This window comes from Gluconacetobacter sp. (assembly GCF_047721585.1).
Classification (GTDB): domain Bacteria; phylum Pseudomonadota; class Alphaproteobacteria; order Acetobacterales; family Acetobacteraceae; genus Gluconacetobacter; species Gluconacetobacter dulcium.
Genome location: NZ_JBDNXE010000055.1, coordinates 1 through 17098 on the forward strand (window position 1 = coordinate 1; position 17098 = coordinate 17098).

18 protein-coding genes are annotated in these 17098 nt (G+C 62.4%); 6 read left to right on the plus strand and 12 right to left on the minus strand.

What is annotated here, in order from left to right; all coding sequences use genetic code 11:
• On the plus strand, positions 1–403 hold a 403-nt coding region (locus ABF821_RS11475), incomplete at its 5' end, for an NAD-binding protein (RefSeq protein ID WP_415530070.1).
• Positions 404–453: 50 nt separating this feature from the next.
• On the opposite strand, the gene ABF821_RS11480 is transcribed toward ABF821_RS11475, so the two are convergent.
• Complete coding sequence (locus ABF821_RS11480; protein WP_182973362.1) at positions 454–750, minus strand: hypothetical protein; 297 nt, start codon at positions 748–750, stop codon at positions 454–456.
• Positions 751–1195: 445 nt separating this feature from the next.
• Here ABF821_RS11480 and hpnR point away from each other — a divergent pair, with 445 nt between their 5' ends.
• Complete coding sequence (hpnR, locus tag ABF821_RS11485) at positions 1196–2737, plus strand: hopanoid C-3 methylase HpnR (protein ID WP_415530071.1); 1542 nt, start codon at positions 1196–1198, stop codon at positions 2735–2737.
• Positions 2738–2915: 178 nt separating this feature from the next.
• Positions 2916–3125 (plus strand): heavy-metal-associated domain-containing protein, encoded by a 210-nt coding sequence (locus ABF821_RS11490; RefSeq protein WP_114727516.1) that lies wholly within the window; start codon positions 2916–2918, stop codon positions 3123–3125.
• Positions 3126–3199: 74 nt separating this feature from the next.
• On the opposite strand, the gene ABF821_RS11495 is transcribed toward ABF821_RS11490, so the two are convergent.
• Positions 3200–3553: an ArsC family reductase gene (locus tag ABF821_RS11495; protein ID WP_182973364.1), complete on the minus strand. Its 354-nt coding sequence runs from the start codon at positions 3551–3553 to the stop codon at positions 3200–3202.
• Positions 3554–3677: 124 nt separating this feature from the next.
• Between ABF821_RS11495 and ABF821_RS11500 the strand changes: the two genes are divergently transcribed.
• Positions 3678–4343, plus strand: coding sequence for a preprotein translocase subunit YajC (locus tag ABF821_RS11500; RefSeq protein ID WP_415530072.1), 666 nt, complete (start codon positions 3678–3680; stop codon positions 4341–4343).
• Between the two features lie 298 nt (positions 4344–4641).
• Entirely contained in the window at positions 4642–6300 is a 1659-nt protein-coding gene (gene pgm, locus ABF821_RS11505; protein WP_415530073.1) for a phosphoglucomutase (alpha-D-glucose-1,6-bisphosphate-dependent), read from the plus strand.
• Positions 6301–6346: 46 nt separating this feature from the next.
• Here pgm and ABF821_RS11510 read toward each other — a convergent pair whose 3' ends face one another.
• On the minus strand, positions 6347–7372 hold the full coding sequence (locus tag ABF821_RS11510; protein WP_220791711.1) for an isoaspartyl peptidase/L-asparaginase family protein: 1026 nt from the start codon (positions 7370–7372) through the stop codon (positions 6347–6349).
• A gap of 187 nt (positions 7373–7559) precedes the next feature.
• A complete protein-coding gene (locus ABF821_RS11515; RefSeq protein WP_415530074.1) occupies positions 7560–8915 on the minus strand; it encodes an 8-oxoguanine deaminase in 1356 nt (451 codons plus the stop codon).
• 283 nt (positions 8916–9198) lie between these two features.
• On the opposite strand from ABF821_RS11515, the gene ABF821_RS11520 reads away from it, so the two are divergent.
• Positions 9199–10470: a phospholipase D-like domain-containing protein gene (locus ABF821_RS11520; RefSeq protein ID WP_415530075.1), complete on the plus strand. Its 1272-nt coding sequence runs from the start codon at positions 9199–9201 to the stop codon at positions 10468–10470.
• Here the strand turns inward: ABF821_RS11520 and ABF821_RS11525 are convergent.
• The 8 genes from ABF821_RS11525 to secY all read right to left on the minus strand — a co-directional run bounded on the left by ABF821_RS11525 (position 10467) and on the right by secY (position 17041).
• The gene (locus ABF821_RS11525; RefSeq protein ID WP_415530076.1) at positions 10467–11030 is read right to left on the minus strand and encodes a cytochrome b; all 564 of its coding nucleotides are present in this window, start codon (positions 11028–11030) and stop codon (positions 10467–10469) included. The two genes, ABF821_RS11520 and ABF821_RS11525, sit on opposite strands and share 4 nt — an antisense overlap.
• Complete coding sequence (locus ABF821_RS11530; RefSeq protein WP_415530077.1) at positions 11030–12115, minus strand: catalase family peroxidase; 1086 nt, start codon at positions 12113–12115, stop codon at positions 11030–11032. Before ABF821_RS11530 ends, ABF821_RS11525 begins: the two co-directional genes overlap by 1 nt.
• A 233-nt stretch (positions 12116–12348) precedes the next feature.
• Positions 12349–12774 (minus strand): 50S ribosomal protein L17, encoded by a 426-nt coding sequence (gene rplQ / locus ABF821_RS11535; RefSeq protein ID WP_182966078.1) that lies wholly within the window; start codon positions 12772–12774, stop codon positions 12349–12351.
• Between the two features lie 24 nt (positions 12775–12798).
• Complete coding sequence (locus tag ABF821_RS11540; protein WP_114727510.1) at positions 12799–13818, minus strand: DNA-directed RNA polymerase subunit alpha; 1020 nt, start codon at positions 13816–13818, stop codon at positions 12799–12801.
• A 119-nt stretch (positions 13819–13937) separates the two neighbouring features.
• The gene (gene rpsK / locus ABF821_RS11545; protein WP_012227919.1) at positions 13938–14330 is read right to left on the minus strand and encodes a 30S ribosomal protein S11; all 393 of its coding nucleotides are present in this window, start codon (positions 14328–14330) and stop codon (positions 13938–13940) included.
• Positions 14331–14434: 104 nt separating this feature from the next.
• Positions 14435–14812, minus strand: coding sequence for a 30S ribosomal protein S13 (rpsM, locus tag ABF821_RS11550; protein WP_114727509.1), 378 nt, complete (start codon positions 14810–14812; stop codon positions 14435–14437).
• 226 nt (positions 14813–15038) lie between these two features.
• Entirely contained in the window at positions 15039–15698 is a 660-nt protein-coding gene (locus ABF821_RS11555; protein ID WP_182973370.1) for an adenylate kinase, read from the minus strand.
• The gene (gene secY, locus ABF821_RS11560; protein WP_114727507.1) at positions 15695–17041 is read right to left on the minus strand and encodes a preprotein translocase subunit SecY; all 1347 of its coding nucleotides are present in this window, start codon (positions 17039–17041) and stop codon (positions 15695–15697) included. Before secY ends, ABF821_RS11555 begins: the two co-directional genes overlap by 4 nt.
• Positions 17042–17098: the final 57 nt, after the last annotated feature.

The window sequence follows — 17098 nt, forward strand, 5'->3', positions numbered from 1 at the left end:
GCTGGCATCGCGCACGCCCTTTCTGGTCATCGAGGACGCCGACCAGAGTATTGCGCAACTGGAGGCCCTGGGAATTGAGGTTATCGTCGGCAATGCCGCGTCGCCCGACGTGCTTGGCCTTGCGAATCTCCCGCAAGCCCGGAGCATTGTCGTCGCCATTCCGGGAGCGTTCGAAGCCGGGCAGGTCGTGGAACAGGCCCGGGCGCTGAATCCATCGATCCTGATCGTCGGGCGTGCCCACTCCGACGCGGAAGTCGAACATCTTGCGCGGCTGGGTGCCGACACCGTCATTATGGGAGAGCGTGAAATTGCCCGCGGGATGATCGACCGGCTGCGCCACGCCACGCCGGCGCTTCTGCCGGCAGATGTCGCACTCCAACCGGCAACCTCACCGGGTAGCTGAATGTCCTGCCGCTCTCTCAATCTGCGCAGGAGCGCCGGAGTTTCCGGCCGTCAGCGGGTGTAGCTGTAGCCGTACTGGTCTGCCAGGGTCTGAAGGTCCGGGGCACCGTGCAGGTTCAGCGGGATCGGCTTGGGATTCTTCGTGCCGATGACGAAATTATGGTCCGTCATGCGCTGGCAGGTATTCGCCGCCAGCGGGAAACTCAGCTTCAGTTCGGCACCCATCTGGGCCCGCAGGCAGGAGATATCGGAATCCATCGGGCGGCGCCCGATTTCCGACGAACATCCTGCCAGCAGGATCGCGGCACCGGCAACCCAACCAAGACCTGTTCCGTTCTTATGCTTCATTCCGACCGCCGCTGTTCCTTTCGGAACCGTCCATAACCGTGAGTCGCGTCCGTCACGGCCTGACTGGACCGCATATCGGGACACCTCGTTCCAAATAAGCTTGCCATGGATCGTCCGCCCGCGATAGGGCGCCGGGCGCATGACAGAACAGCATGCTTCGTTCACACCCTCATGAATTCGCCGATGATCCATTGATAAAGAAATAATATCCAACCGCTCTACTGCGCGAATACGACAATAATAAAAGACGAACCGCCTCTGATTAGGGCTTCATTCCTCTCATGCATAGGTGTCATTACCCACAATCAGGGTGACGAAACGCGATCCATCGGGAAAAAATATTCCGGTCCACGACAAACAACCGATCCTGCGCACCGCCATATCCTTTCGATATGGCCATCACTTCATTCCGTCACGCTTCGGTGGCGAAAAACGAGGTGTCATAATGAGAATACTCGCCATCCATCCCAGCGCCCTGATGTACACCAAGGTCTTCCTGCGGCTGGAGCCGCTGGGGCTGGAACTGGTTGCGGGTGCGGCCCGCCAGGCCGGACATGACGTGAAGATCATCGACCTGCAGGTGGAAACTCACCGCGACTACTGGCGCATGATCGAGAATTTCCGCCCCCACGCCGTCTGTTTTTCCGGAAACTACCTGGCCAACGTGCCGGAGATCGTCGATCTGTGCCGTGAGACCCGCGCGCGGATGCCCACCGTGTTCCTGTTCGTCGGCGGCCACTCGGTTTCGTTCATCGCCCGTGACATCCTGGAACTGGCCGAGGGGGCGATCGACTGCGTCCTGAAGGGTGAAGGCGACGCCACTGTGGGGCGGTTGCTCGACACCCGCCAGGAGGGCGGTGACATCACCACCGTACCGGGCGTGGTGACGTTGACGGGCGAAGGGCCGCCGCCGATCTTTGTGCCGTCGCTGGACACGATCCGCCCGGCACGCGACCTGCTGCGCCATCGCCGCAAATACTTCATCGGCACGCTCGACCCGGCGGCGTCGATTGAATTCGCGCGCGGCTGCCCGTGGGACTGCACATTCTGTAGCGCGTGGACCTTCTACGGGCGCTCCTACCGCACCGCCAGCCCGGCCGTGATCGCCGACGAACTGGAGGCGATCCGCGAACCGGGCATCTTCATCGTCGACGACGTGGCTTTCGTCCACGCCGAACATGGCATGGCAATCGGCGAGGAGATCAAGCGGCGCGGTATCCGCAAGGAATATTACCTGGAAACCCGCGCCGACGTGCTGCTGCGGAACAAGGAGGTCTTCCAGTTCTGGAAGGAACTGGGCCTGAGCTACATCTTCATCGGCATGGAGGCAGTCGACGAAGAAGGGCTGAAGCATTTCCGCAAGCGGGTATCACTGGACCGGAATTTCGAAGCCCTTGAATTCGCCCGCTCTCTGGGTCTGATCGTCGCGATCAACATCATCGCCGATCCATCATGGGACCGGCAGCGGTTCGAAGTCATCCGGCAATGGTGCCGGGAAATTCCGGATATCGTGAATATCTCGGTCACCACGCCCTATCCGGGCACGGAAATCTGGCACCGCGAGGCCCGGCGCCTGACGACGCGGGATTATCGCCTGTTCGACATCCAGCACGCGGTGCTGCCCACCACCCTGCCGCTGGAGGAATTCTACGAAGAACTGGTCAAAACCCAGCAGGTGCTCAACCAGAAACATCTGGGCTGGAACGCGATCAAGGATACGCTGGGCCTCGCCCTGCGTCTGGCGCTGCGCGGGCAGACCAACTTCCTGACCATGATCTGGAAGTTCAATTCGGTCTTCAACCCCAAGCTGCAACTGGCCGATCATCGCCGCAAGCCGCGCTACGAAATGCCCATGCAGCCCGAAGCCGAGGACCGGATCGACCGCAAGGCGCTATATGTCCACACACCCGCCGGACGCCGCAGCCGGGCCATCGACGACGCGACCGAGACCTTCGTGGACGAGTCCCGCACGGCCCCGGCCGAATGAGAGGTTTGCGAACAGGCGACCGACGACATGCCAAGGACGTTCTGTTGCGAGTCGCGCCCATTCGGTCGCGGTCGTCTTGAACGCTGGGCTCGATCACAGAAAACCATCCTTGCGCGAGCCCGAGTCAGCGCATAGCTGAAAGAGGGTGGCGACATCGCCCCTTCAAGGAGACAGAACGATGGAAACGCTCTCGCTGAACGTCACGGGCATGACCTGCAATGGCTGCGTCAACTCGGTCAAGAAAGCGCTGGAGCAGACCGACGGCGTTTCCGCCGCCGAGGTCACGCTGGAGCCTGGCCGGGCCACGGTCAGCTACGACCCCGCCTTCACCTCGCCCGCCGCCCTGCGCATGGCTATCGAGGATGCCGGGTTCGAAATCGCGGCCTGACGGTTGCCGCGACACTTTAACCTGCTCCTCTGACTGGAATGGCACGTCCGACTTTCTCCGGCGCGCCGTTCCAGTCACGCGAATATGGCGGCGTAGATTTCGGGCTTGAACCCTACAGTCAATGCGCCGTCCACATCCAGTACCGGGCGCTTGATCATCGAAGGCTGGGCCAGCATGAGATCGACGGCCCGCGCCTCGTTCAGGTCGGCCTTGTCGGAATCGGGCAGCTTGCGAAACGTGGTGCCTGAACGGTTCAGCAGAATTTCCCATCCTGCCTGCCGGACCCAGCCCTCCAGCACCGGGCGCGCGATGCCGCCAGCCTTATAGTCATGAAACGTGTAGGCCACGCCGTGCGCGTCCAGCCACGCACGCGCCTTCTTCATCGTATCGCAGGCCTTGATGCCGTAAATCGTGACCGAGCGCGCCATGTCGCCTCCCTCTTCATCCCGCTGCAACCGAGCCGGGTTGCTGCCCGGCATCGACACTTTGAAAACAGTCTCTTAATATCAGTTTCAAAGCCGCGCCAAATCGGATGACAGAGCAGGAACAGACATGATGGCACCCGCAAACACACGTCACCTCCTCAACCGCCTGTCGCGGTCGGCACGGCTGCTGCCCGTCGTCGCCCTGGCACTGGCCATGCCGCTGCGCGCCCACGCCCAGGCTTCGGTGATCACCGGAAACCAGGTGACCCAGGCGACCGTGGAGACGATCGATCCCTCTTCGGGCGAAGTGCTGCTGCGTGATGGCGATGGCAGCCTGATCACCGTCGATATCCCCCGCACCGTCCATAACCTGCCCCATATTCAGCCGGGCGACCGGATCAAGATCCGCTTCTTCCAGACCATCGGCGCCGATGTCGTGCCCGCCGACAGCCCGCAGCCGGAATCGACCGTGACCTCGGCGCATGGTGTGACCAATCGCCATCCCCACGGCATGATGGTCTCCTTCCGCCGCAAGCGGGTGCGGATCGCGGCGGTCGACGCGGCGCATCACGTCGTCACCACCGTCGGCCCCGACAACGCAACCCAGACGATCACGGTCCACACCAAGGCGATGCAGGCCCTGCTGCCCACCTTGAAGGTCGGCGACACAGTCGACGTGACGACGATGGATGCCGTCTCGTTCGAAGTGCTGAACCGCGTGATCACGCCGTCGACTACCGTGCATGAAGGCACGGGCACGTCCAGCGCGCCCGGCGCCCCCACCGGCCACTGATCGCACGTTTTTTTTCCAGCGCCTGCCGTAATGCGCCGCATCCCGACGCTTCGGCAGGCGTTTTGATCGTGCTCCATAATGATGCCACGCCAGTATGCGACGGAGGCACGACACTTAGAGACGGTTTCAGAAACAGCGCTTCCATGCGGGCCCTGTGCGCATCATCCGCTCGCCTATGTTCAGGCCCTGGAGCCTGTTCGTCGGTGTGCCGGAACGCGCCCAACGGAGACCCTTCGGGTCGTCTGGCCCGGAAGCGGTGCGTTCGGAACGGTTTCGTATACAGGAAGGACACACAGGAATGGTGACGATCAGCCCATTGGCCGGCAAACCGGTTCCGCCCGCGCGCCTGATCGACGTCGCGAAACTGACTGCGGCCTACTACGATCTGAAACCCGACCCGGCCATCCCTGCCCAGCGCGTCGCGTTCGGCACCTCTGGGCATCGGGGCTCGCCATTCCATACCAGCTTCAACGAAGCCCATATCCTCGCCGTCAGCCAGGCCGTGTGCGACTATCGCGCCTCCGCCGGTATCAACGGGCCGCTTTTCATCGGCATCGACACCCATGCGGTCTCGAAGCCTGCGCTGGAATCGGCGCTGGAAGTCTTCGCCGCCAACGGGGTGGAAACCTTCATCGACGCCCAGGGTGGCTATACCCCGACGCCGGTGATCTCTCACGCCATCCTGACCTACAACCGGGGACGCACCAGTGGTCTGGCCGATGGCGTGGTCGTGACCCCGTCCCACAATCCGCCGGAAGATGGCGGCTATAAATACAACCCGCCCCATGGCGGTCCGGCCGATACCGATATCACCAAAATCGTCGAACGCGCGGCCAACGATTACCTTGCGGCCGGCCTCGCGGGCGTGCGCCGCATTCCACATGAACAGGCATTGCGGGCTGCCTGCGTGCATCGGCATGACTATATGACTCCCTATATCGAGGATCTGGGGGCGGTGCTGGACATGGAGGCCATCCGCGCCGCCGATGTCGCGATCGGAATCGACCCGCTGGGCGGGGCGGCCGTGGCCTACTGGCAGCCGATCATCGAGCGCTATCGCCTCAACGCCACGGTGGTGAGTACCGTGGTCGACCCCACATTCTCTTTCATGACGGCCGACTGGGACGGGCAGATCCGCATGGATTGCTCTTCGCCCTACGCCATGACACGCCTGATCGAACTGGGCAGCCGCTTTGACGTGGCTTTCGCCAACGATACCGATGCCGACCGGCACGGCATCGTCGCCGGCACCGACGGGCTGATGAACCCGAACCACTATCTGGCCACCGCCATCGACTATCTGTTCGCCAACCGCTCCGGCTGGAGCACCCAGGCGGCGGTGGGCAAGACGGTGGTCAGCAGCAGCCTGATCGATCGCGTCACCGCCCGGCTGGGCCGTCGGCTGGTCGAAGTTCCCGTGGGCTTCAAATGGTTCGTCGAGGGACTGATCGACGGCGGCTTCGGCTTCGCAGGTGAGGAAAGCGCCGGCGCGTCGTTTCTGCGCAAGGACGGCACCGCGTGGACCACCGACAAGGACGGCATCATCCTCGGCCTGCTTGCCGCCGAAATCACCGCCCGCACCGGCCACCATCCCGGTGTCGCCTATCGCAAGCTGACCGCCGAACTCGGCACGCCCTATTACGCGCGGATCGACGCCCCGGCCACGGCACCACAGAAGGCGCTGCTGAAATCGCTGACGCCCGAGCAGGTCGGGCTGCACGAACTGGGTGGCGAGCCAATCCGCGCCACCCTGACCCGCGCGCCCGGCAACAACGCCGAAATCGGCGGGCTGAAGGTGGTGGCGGAGAATGGCTGGTTCGCCGCCCGTCCCTCGGGCACCGAGGAAGTCTACAAGATCTACGCCGAAAGCTTCGTCAGCGAGGACCATCTGCATCGCATTCAGGGCGAGGCGACGACCGCCATATCCGCCCTGTTCGCGGCCAACGCGGCACCGTAAGCAGCGTCGGCCATGGGCGTGCCGGCCTTAATGACCGGCACGCCCCCTACGTCTTGCCGTTGCCGAAAATCTCGACATGCGACACGCCGTCGCGCCCCACCCAGGCCCGATACATGCCGCTGGTATTGAACGGCATCGCGATATTTCCCTGCGCATCGACCAGGATTGCGCCGCCATCGCCGCCCAGCGCCGGAATTTCGCGGTTGATGACATCCTGTGCCGCATGATTCAGAGTTTCATGCATCGCGGTCACGCGCATGCAGATCTCGTGCGCCGCGACGGTGCGGATATAGAACTCGCCCCATCCGGTACCGGACATCGCGCAGCCGGCATTGGCATAGGTCCCGGCCCCGATCAGCGGCGAATCGCCCACCCGGCCCCACAATTTGTCGGTCATGCCGCCAGTCGACGTTCCAGCCGCCAGATGTCCCGCGTGATCCAGCGCCACCGCGCCGACCGTACCGAAATGGCGGTCGGTCGTCTCGTCGGCATGCTGGGTGTGCGCCGCGTCTTCCTTCAGCGCCTTCTGCAACTGGTTCCACCGATACTGGGTCCAGAAATAAGAAGGATCCACCAGCGGGATCTTCCGGGCTTGGGCGAATGCCTCCGCCCCCGCACCGATCAGCAGCACATGCTTCGATTGCTCCATGACGGCGCGGGCCAGCGTGATCGGGTTGCGCACGTGCGACACGCCGGCAACCGCGCCGGCCTGCAGCGTTGCCCCGTCCATGATCGCGGCATCCATCTCGTTATGCCCATCATGCGTAAAGACGGCACCCTTGCCGGCATTGAAGTTCGGGTCGTCCTCCAGCACCTGGATCGCGGCGACCACGGCGTCTTTCGCCGGTTGACCGGCCTTCAGGACCGCATACCCTGCCTGCAAGGCGCGTCCCAGCGCTGCCTTCACGATCTGCTGACGCTCGATCGACATGTCGGCCTTGATCACTCCCGCACCACCGTGAATGACCATTACCGGCACCGTATCGGCGCGCGCCCCGCTACCGGACCACAAGGCCGCCGCCAGCATCCCGACTGCGGCAAGAACCTTTGGACCGTGTCCTTTTCCGTTCATCTGTCACCTCACTATCTGGAGGCACGGTACCATCGGGGGCGAAACGAACAAGAGACCGTAAGATGTTAACAGACGCATATGCGTTTGTTCTGATCCGCCCTGGAGCCTTCGGCCGGGGAACAGACGATGGCCCCGAATGGCAAAGCTTTTTTGCTTCTTTTTCTTCAGAAAAAAGAAGATACCCTGCTCACGTCCCGAGCCGCTGTATCCGCCTCGCCTCCCGCGCATGATCGCGCAGGATGTCGCCCAGATTGGCCAGCACAGGTACGCCATCCGACACCAGTACCTTTCCATTGACGATGGTGGTGCCCGCCACGGCCGGCGCACAACGCAGCCACGCCTCGACCGGATCGCTTAACGCACCGGCAGCCGCGACCTCGGATATCGACCAGATAACCAGATCGGCGCAGGCACCGGGCCGCAGATGCCCGATCTCGTCCTCCCAGCCCAGACAGGCGGCGCCGCCACGCGTCGCCATGTCCAGCGCATCGCGCGCAGACATGGCGTGCGGACCATGCCGGAACCGACCCAGCAGCATCGCCATGCGGGTTTCCAGCCACATCGACGCATGATCGGTCGACGCCGACCCGTCACACCCGAGACCGACGCGCATGCCGCGTCGCCGCATGTCCATCGCATCGGCCGTGCCGCCGCCGATCATCATGTTTGAACAGGGACATTGCGCCGTACAGACGCCGGCATGGGCCAGACGGTCGATCTCGTCACCCGTGGGGTAGATATAATGCGCTACCCACGAACGCGGGCTGGCCCAGCCGACACGCTCGAAATATTCGGTCGGCGTGCAGCCGTAGATTTCGGCACAATAGGCGTCTTCATCGGGATCTTCCGCCAAGTGGGTATGCAGGCGCAGATCGTGCTTTTCGGCCAGACGCGCTGATTCCGTCATGATCCGTTCCGATACGCTGAACAGCGAACAGGGGGCCAGCGCCACCCGGCCCATCGCACCCGGTGCCGGATCGTGGAAGGCTCCCACCAGCCGTTCGCTGTCGGCCAGGATCGTATCTTCATCCTGCACCACCGAGGCCGGCGGTAGCCCGCCATCCTCGACCGATCGCGTCATCGACCCGCGCGTGGCGTGGAAGCGAAACCCGATGTCGCGCGCCGCGCGAAACTGCGCATCGATCAGGAACGGCCGGGGATGGACATACATATGGTCCATGGAGGTCGTACAGCCGCCCATCAGCAGTTCGACCATAGCCACGCAGGTCGAGAGATAGACCGATTCTTCATCCAGATCGGCCCAAAGCGGATAGAGGCCTTTGAGCCATTCGAACAGCGTGCCGTTCGTCACCGGGGCGTAGGCCCGGGTCAGGTTCTGATACATATGGTGATGCGCATTGACGAGTCCGGGCGTGACCAGCCGCCCGTGCGCCGAAATGACCGATCGTGCAGCCGGCGCGTCCTCAGCCCGGTCGCCGATACCATGGACGCGACCGTCCTTGATCGCCAGCCAGCCATTCGCCACTTCCCAGTCGCGATCAATATAAAGAAAAGCATCCCTGATCAGCAGATCGACCGTCATGACGGCTCCCTCGGTACCGAATGTCAGGGTGACGAACACCCTGTCGCGATGAAGCCCTGTCCCGGAGGTGCGAGGTCCGGATCGTCATCAAGTTTCGGTACTGAACGGGCGTGGATTAGGCATTTTATCAGCAAGCAGCCAATATCACCAGACTTTCCGCAGATTTTCCGTACGAGCGGGTGAAGACCCGACTTGCCGGGTTGGCCGCCCATGATCAGAATGCCAGCCACTGGCGAGACGGCGCGACGTGACGCCCCTGCCCGGAACATGATTGGAGCAGGATATGGCCGAGACATCTTCTACCTTCCGGTTTCGGAACGGGGTCGGTCTTCTCGCCCTTCTCGCGTCCTTCTCTCTTTCGGTCCACGCAGCATGGGCCGAGAGTTCGGCTCCGACCTTCCGAATCGTCGAAAGCGTGCCGGAAGAAAGCATCTATGGAGAACCCGGCGTTCCGCGCACCCAGCCAGTCTGGCTGGACATGATCCGTCATGCCCACCACACGATCGACGTGGCGCAGTTCTATATTGCCGATAAACCCGGCCGCGCGATGTCCGCCGTTATCGAGGCGCTGATCGAACGCGCCGACGCCGGTATCCAGGTTCGCCTGGTGGTGGATGACAGTTTCCTGAAAGAGACGGCGCCAGTTCTGGAACGGCTGAAGCCCATCCATAACATCCAGATCGAAACCCTGCCGACCCAGAGCCTGACCGGCGGTGTACTGCACGCCAAATTCATGATCATCGATGGGCGGCAGGTATTCGTCGGCAGCCAGAACTGGGACTGGCGGGCATTGGAGGAAATCCACGAGATCGGTGCTGCGATCGAGGACACTGCCATCGCCGGCAGTTTCGAAAGCGCGTTCGACACACTGTGGGCATTGGGCGGCGGCCGAACCCTGCCCCAGATGCGCATGCAGCCGCCGGCCGAGCGGTCGATCGCGACCGGTTTCGCCCCGGCCATGCTGCGCGAGCCAGGCGGGGAAAGTGTGATCGCCTTCCCCGCCTTTAGCCCGCCGATGATGATGCCGACCACGCTGACAGCGGAAGAACCGTCTCTGGTCACGATGATCCATGCGGCCCGGCATGTCTTCCGGCTTCAGGTCCTGACGCTGAGTGCTCTGAAACATTACGGCCCAAAAGGATATTGGCCTGCACTGGATACGGCACTGCGCGATGCAGCGGCCCGTGGCGTATCGGTGCAGATCATCGTGTCGAACTGGGCGCTGAACGAGCCGATGCAGTCCTATCTGAAGAGCCTGGCCGCCATGCCGAATATCGAAGTGAAATTCAGCACTGTTCCCCAAGCCAGTAGTGGATTCATTCCCTTCGCCCGTGTCGAGCATTGCAAATATGCCGTTGCCGACGACGATGCCATCTTCATCGGCACCGGCAACTGGGAATGGAGCTATTTCAACACCACAGTCGATGCCTCGATCTTCGTCCATGGTCACAACCCCGCCGCGACCCTGAACCGGATCTTCACACGAGACTGGACCGGCCCCTACGTCACCGCGATCGCGCCCGGCGCACATTATACACCCGTCAAGCCGGGCTAAGAGGCTGGGTCGTCCACCGCCCTGTGGCGCCGACCGCCCGTCATACTGGGCAGAACATGGTCGCGCAGCAGCAACCCGTGCATCAGCGCCGCCGCGAGATGGACCAGGACGACACCGAACAGGGTAAGCGCCAGCCATGTGTGCAGGCCGCGCAAAATCGCAAACAGGGTCGGGTCATGCGGCAGGATGGGCGGCAGCGCGAAGTCCGACCACATCACCACCGGATATGCCCCGGCCGACAGCATGCCCCATCCCACAAGCGGCATGGCGATCATCAGGGCATAGAGTACGATATGCGACGTTCGCGCAGCCAGGCGCAGGGCCGGCGGCAATGTCTCCGGCAGGGGCGGAATGCGCATCAGCAGTCGATTGACCAGCCGGACCACAGCCAGTAGCAGGATGCATATCCCGAGCGGGCGATGCAGATCAATCAGCCGATGATAGGCTGGCTCCACCGTCGACACCATGATGATGCCGATGAAGAGCATTGCCAGGATCATCGCGGCCATCAGCCAATGCAGAATTCGGGCGAAAAGCGGGAAATGCTCGATCGGACGCATCACTGGTCTCCCGATCGGATAGCGGCCCTGCTGATGGCGCTCGTGGTTTCCGGCTCACCTGAACGCAGGACGAAGGAACGGGCATAGACGACTGATCGTGCCGCAGGGATCGGATCGTCTGACGGGGCGATGCCCCCGGGCAGAATCAACGGATCGTATGTGATGCCTTTGCAGGGGCCGCCATCCTCACTCTCTGCCCGAACCAGCGTCAGCGTTCCCGCATCGACCTGTCGCCGACCGGCCGGCCACGGCACCGTCGGGTCGGCCGTGACATCCCCGGCGCCGCCGACGGTCACGACCAGATGCCAACGCAACGGCATGCGCGCCAATACGTCGATCAGGTCATCAAACAGATAATCGCGCCCTGCCCCTTGCGCGGCTGCGGGAAACGCCTGCTGCTCGGGAATCATTGCCCAACGCACAGGGATGGCTGTTCCCCGCGCATTCACGAAAGTGAAACTGTCCAGGCTGTTATAAGTATCGTTCGCGAAACCCGAAGTCAGCTTGCGCGCCTTCAGCAATGCCAGTGCGCGCTGCGTTTCCGGATGCCGTGCCACAAAGACCGTCATGCGGGCCACATCAGGCCGGTGGGTCTGCGGATCGGGGCGCGATGCCAGCAGAAAGTCGTTGAAATCGGCAGCATTCCGTACGGGAAAGACGGGAATATTGTTGAGTCCCATACGCCATTCGCCGCTACGCGTCGGCATGATCCTGAGCGCGAGGCTGCGGACCTTCTCAGGTGTGTCGTCCTGAAATGGCATCCCCCCAGCCAGCGCGAATCGGCCGACGACCGGAGACCGTTCCCGGGTAAACAGCGCGGCCCGGGAAAGCTGTGCCGCCTCCCCGCTTCCATCGAACCATCCCGTCACGCAGATGCCCTTGGCATGGTTACGCCGAAAGCCTGGATGCGGCCCATCCACCATTCGGAAGGTCCGCATGAACGTGCCGGAAGTAAGCCGGCCCGGCGTCAGCCACCCTGCTGCCAGGACGAAGGCCAACGCGAGCAGACCGGGCACCGCGCACGTCGCTGCCAGACGAAGCCATCCCCCTCTCTCCGCCAGCCTTTGGCGTATCAGGGCCATCATGCTGCGTGCTTTCCTGCCATGCGAGGGCAACGCCACGGCGCGACTTTTTATCTTATCTGAAACAATTTATTTTCGTGCCGGAGACGACAGGGAGCTATGAACTGAAGCTTCTATCGTCTCCGAAGCAGATTTTCCCCATGCCGGAGGTGGAACCGCCTACCCCTCCCCGCCGTTCAGACATAAAAAAACCCGGCCAAAAGGCCGGGTCTTTTCATAAAGCCAGAGCGTAAAACTTACGCTGCCAGCCCCTCGTCGGAAACGACTTCCGGACGCGGGCCGCTATCTTGGCCCTTGGCGGACACATCGCGATCCACCAGTTCGATCACCGCCATGTCGGCAGCGTCGCCGTGACGGATACCCGCGCGCAGGACGCGGATATAACCACCGTTACGAGCCTTGTAGCGATCAGCCACGGCCGCGAACAGCTTGGAGACGATCACGTCGTCACGGAGCTGCGCATAGGCCTGACGGCGGGCGTGCAGGTCGCCGCGCTTGCCGAGCGTGATCAGCTTCTCGACCACAGGACGAAGCTCCTTCGCCTTGGGCAGAGTCGTGGTGATCTGCTCGTGCTTGATCAGCGCGACAGCCATGTTGCGGAACATGGCGGCGCGATGGGTGGAGGTAACGCCGAGCTTCCGGCCGGCAACACCGTGACGCATGATAAAGTCTTCCTGTCTTTCCGGTCAGAAGGGCTCGTCGAGCCTCTTGGCCAGGTCTTCGATATTTTCCGGCGGCCAGGCCGGGACGTTCATACCAAGGGAGAGCCCCATCGACGTCAGGACTTCCTTGATCTCGTTCAGAGACTTGCGGCCGAAATTCGGCGTCCGCAGCATCTCCTGCTCGGTCTTCTGCACCAGATCGCCGATATAGACGATATTGTCGTTCTTCAGGCAGTTGGCACTGCGAACCGACAGTTCCAGTTCGTCGACCTTGCGCAGCAGGTTCCGATTGAACGGCAGGTCGTCCTGCGGCTCTTCGGTCCGGACCGGGCGCGGTTCGTCGAAATTGATGAACAGCTGGAGCTGGTCCTGCAGGATTCGGGCGGCCAGAGCCACCGCATCCTCGGGCGTCACCGCACCGTTCGTCTCGACCGTCAGCAGAAGCCGGTCATAGTCGGTCACCTGCCCCACACGGGTCGGCTCGACCTTGTAGGACACGCGCTGCACCGGCGAATAGATCGCGTCCACCGGAATCAGGCCAATCGGCGCATCCTCGGGGCGGTTGGCCGCCGCGGGAACGTAGCCCTTGCCCAGATTCACCGTGAACTCCATCCCGAACTTCACGCCCTCATCGAGGGTGCAGATCACGAGATCAGGGTTCATCACCTCGATATCGTGGCCGGTCTGGATCTGGCCCGCGCGCACTTCGCCCGGCCCGGTGGCCGTCAGCACCATGCGCTTCGGGCCTTCGCCATGCATCCGCAGCGCAAGCTGCTTGATATTCAGGACGATGTCCGTCACGTCCTCGCGAACGCCGGCCACCGACGAGAACTCATGCAACACGCCGTCGATCTGGATCGCCGTTACCGCAGCCCCCTGAAGGGACGACAGCAGCACGCGCCGGATAGCATTGCCGAGCGTCATGCCGAAGCCACGCTCGAGCGGTTCCGCCACCACAGTCGCTGTGCGCAACGGCTGGCCGCCCGGCTCGACTTCCAGCTTCTCCGGCTTGATCAGAGATTGCCAGTTTTTCTGGAGGACCAAGTTGATGGCCTTTCAAAACTGATCTGCACCAAGGCAGACGGCACCCGTGCGACCGGGTGCCTGATGACACTCAACCCCGCCAGCACGAGGCCGGCAGAAAACGAATCCGAGCCTGACGATCAGACGCGACGACGCTTGCGCGGACGGCAACCGTTATGCGGCACCGGCGTCATGTCGCGGATCGAGGTGATCGAGAACCCGACCGCCTGCAACGCGCGCAATGCGCTCTCACGCCCCGAACCCGGACCCGACACTTCGATCTCCAGCGTCTCCATGCCGTGCTCACGCGCCTTGCGGCCAGCATCCTCGGCGGCGACCTGCGCCGCGTACGGGGTGGATTTGCGCGAGCCCTTGAAGCCCTGAGCACCAGCGGAAGACCACGCGATCGCGTTGCCCTGGGCATCGGAGATCGTGATCATCGTGTTGTTGAAGGTGGAGAGCACATGCGCCACCCCCGAGATAATGTTCTTCCGCTCTTTCTTCCGAATACGCGGAGCTGCAGCCTTCGCCATAGTCTTCCTGGTCCTGTCTGTTCATCAACGCGAGCCGCGTCGGATACCCCTGGAGATTGTAACCAGGGACACCCGGCGCTGGTCGCGAATGCGGCTGGAGCCGCTTAGCGGGTAGCCTTCTTCTTACCGGCGATCGCCACCGCCTTACCCTTGCGGGTACGGGCATTGGTGTGCGTCCGCTGGCCACGGACCGGAAGACCGCGACGGTGACGCAGGCCACGGTAGCAACCCAGGTCCATCAGGCGCTTGATGTTCATCGCCACTTCGCGACGAAGATCGCCTTCGACCCGGTATTCGCTGTCAATCAGCTCACGGATCTTCAGGATCTCGTCGTCCGACAGTTCGTTCACCCGACGCTCGGCCGGAATCTCGAGCTGCTGGCAGATCTGCTCGGCCTTGGTCGGGCCAATGCCATAAATATAACGCAGGCCAATCGTCACCCGCTTGTTGGTTGGGATGTTCACGCCGGCAATACGCGCCACGCCACTTACTCCTCGTCCGCCCGCGTTACTCGGGCCCTTAAGATCGTCGCCGGGGCTTTTCCACACCACCGGCAAGCCGGAGCGTCGTGAACGTGCCGGCACCGCCGGTCAACCCCATCATCAATCGGATTCGTGATCTCTGCTCTCCGCGCCAGTCGGGCACGGGAGCCGATACCTTGAGGGCGCGCAATATACCCGCGCGCCCTTTTGAGTCAATGAATAACGATCACTTTTTCGTGATGCCATCCATGATTTTGAAGACCTGCTCAGTCACCGTGTCGATATCGGCCATGCCGTCCACCGGGTACAGGCGCCCTTCGGCCTCGTAATACGGCAGGATAGGCGCCGTCTGCTCGCGGTAGGCGGCCAGACGGGCGGCAACGGTCTCACGCCGGTCGTCCTCGCGGCGGACAAAATAATGCCCGCCACAGACATCACATGTGCCCTCGACCTTCGGCTTCTTGAACAGGTCGTTATACCCTGTCCCGCAGGTACCGCAGGTGAAGCGGCCGGCGATCCGGTCCGCCAGCGCATTTTCATCGACCTCAAGAAACAGCACGACGTCGATTCGCGCCCCGCGCCGCTTCAGCATCGAATCCAATGCCTCAGCCTGGCCCGCAGTCCGGGGGAATCCATCGAGAATGAATCCCTTGGCGCAATCAGGCTGCGCGATGCGCGATTCGAGCATCGCGATGATCACGTCATCGGGGACGAGTTGCCCCGAATCCATCAGTGCCTTTGCTTCCTGGCCGATCGGAGTTCCTGCTGCCACCTCGGCGCGCAGCATGTCCCCCGTCGAGATCTGCGCAATACCGTAGCGCGCTTCCAGCCGCTTGGACTGGGTTCCCTTGCCGGCCCCAGGAGGGCCAAGAAATATGACGTTCACCGACCCCTGCCTTTCCCACGCGCCCGCCGCATCAGCCCCTGGTACTGGTGAGCCACCAGGTGGGACTGGATCTGCGTCACGGTGTCGATGGTCACTGATACGATGATGATCAAGCTGGTCCCGCCGAAATAGAACGGCACGTTATAATGACTGATCAGAATCTGCGGCAGCAGACACACCGCCACCAGGTAGGCGGCACCGATCGTCGTCAATCGCGTCAGAATCCGATCAAAATAAGCTGCCGTGTTCGCACCCGGCCTGATGCCCGGAATGAAGCCACCCTGCTTACGCAGATTATCGGCCGTTTCCTGCGGATTGAAAGTCACCGCCGCATAAAAATACGAGAAGAAGACGATCATGGCCGCATAGAACAGCATATAAAGCGGTTGCCCTTGCCCCAGTTCCTGCCCGAGGAACGAAAGCCATCCGGGCATCGACGCACTGTTCATAAAACCAGCGATCGTCACCGGAATCAGCAGCACCGAAGAGGCGAAAATCGGCGGAATCACACCGGCAGTATTCACCTTCAGCGGCATATGGGTGGAGTCGCCGCCGTAGATGCGCTGACCGACCTGCCGCTTGGGATACTGGATCACCACCCGGCGCTGCGCCTGCTCCATGAAGACGATGAAGGCGATGGTTATCGCCGCCAGCACCAGGAAGACCAGCACGAAGAAGGGCGACAGGGCGCCCGTATAGCCAAGCTGGAACAGGCTGGCCAACGCATGCGGCAAGTTAGCCACGATACCGGCGAAGATGATCAGCGAAATGCCATTGCCCACACCGCGGGATGTGATCTGCTCACCAAGCCACATCAGGAACATCGTGCCGCCCAGTAGCGTCACCACGCACGACACGATGAAGAACATGCCGGGCGCGATCACCGCCGACCCTGCTGCGCTGTGCATGTTCTCGAGTCCTACGGCGATGCCATAGGCCTGGAACAGCGCGATCAGCACAGTCAGGTAGCGGGTATATTCGTTCAGCTTGCGCCGTCCCTGCTCGCCTTCCTTCTTCAGGTTTTCAAGCGCGGGAATCGCCGAGGACATCAGCTGCACAATGATCGAGGCGCTGATATACGGCATGATGTTCAGGGCGAAGACGGTCATACGACCGAGCGCACCGCCGGTGAACATGTCGAACATTCCCAGGATACCGCCCTGGTGCTGCGCCAGAAGCTGGCCCATGACCGTCGCGTCGACGCCGGGAACCGGAATGTAGGTACCCAGACGGTAGACGATCAACGCCCCGAGGGTGAACCAGATTCGTTTCTTCAACTCCGTCGCATTGGCGAAGGAGCTGAAATTCAGATTGGCAGCCAGCTGCTCGGCCGCGGAGGCCATGCGCCCGTCCCTTTCAACAACAACAGCGTCACCGCACGAAACGGGACGCTGTCATGA

What these genes read in the sequence shown, in the direction of transcription:
- ABF821_RS11480 (WP_182973362.1), bottom strand. Translation starts at nt 750, where the DNA reads ATGAAGCATAAGAACGGAACAGGTCTTGGTTGGGTTGCCGGTGCCGCG.
- hpnR (WP_415530071.1), top strand. Translation starts at nt 1,196, where the DNA reads ATGAGAATACTCGCCATCCATCCCAGCGCCCTGATGTACACCAAGGTC.
- ABF821_RS11490 (WP_114727516.1), top strand. Translation starts at nt 2,916, where the DNA reads ATGGAAACGCTCTCGCTGAACGTCACGGGCATGACCTGCAATGGCTGC.
- ABF821_RS11495 (WP_182973364.1), bottom strand. Translation starts at nt 3,553, where the DNA reads ATGGCGCGCTCGGTCACGATTTACGGCATCAAGGCCTGCGATACGATG.
- ABF821_RS11500 (WP_415530072.1), top strand. Translation starts at nt 3,678, where the DNA reads ATGATGGCACCCGCAAACACACGTCACCTCCTCAACCGCCTGTCGCGG.
- pgm (WP_415530073.1), top strand. Translation starts at nt 4,642, where the DNA reads ATGGTGACGATCAGCCCATTGGCCGGCAAACCGGTTCCGCCCGCGCGC.
- ABF821_RS11510 (WP_220791711.1), bottom strand. Translation starts at nt 7,372, where the DNA reads ATGAACGGAAAAGGACACGGTCCAAAGGTTCTTGCCGCAGTCGGGATG.
- ABF821_RS11515 (WP_415530074.1), bottom strand. Translation starts at nt 8,915, where the DNA reads ATGACGGTCGATCTGCTGATCAGGGATGCTTTTCTTTATATTGATCGC.
- ABF821_RS11520 (WP_415530075.1), top strand. Translation starts at nt 9,199, where the DNA reads ATGGCCGAGACATCTTCTACCTTCCGGTTTCGGAACGGGGTCGGTCTT.
- ABF821_RS11525 (WP_415530076.1), bottom strand. Translation starts at nt 11,030, where the DNA reads ATGCGTCCGATCGAGCATTTCCCGCTTTTCGCCCGAATTCTGCATTGG.
- ABF821_RS11530 (WP_415530077.1), bottom strand. Translation starts at nt 12,115, where the DNA reads ATGATGGCCCTGATACGCCAAAGGCTGGCGGAGAGAGGGGGATGGCTT.
- rplQ (WP_182966078.1), bottom strand. Translation starts at nt 12,774, where the DNA reads ATGCGTCACGGTGTTGCCGGCCGGAAGCTCGGCGTTACCTCCACCCAT.
- rpsK (WP_012227919.1), bottom strand. Translation starts at nt 14,330, where the DNA reads ATGGCGAAGGCTGCAGCTCCGCGTATTCGGAAGAAAGAGCGGAAGAAC.
- secY (WP_114727507.1), bottom strand. Translation starts at nt 17,041, where the DNA reads ATGGCCTCCGCGGCCGAGCAGCTGGCTGCCAATCTGAATTTCAGCTCC.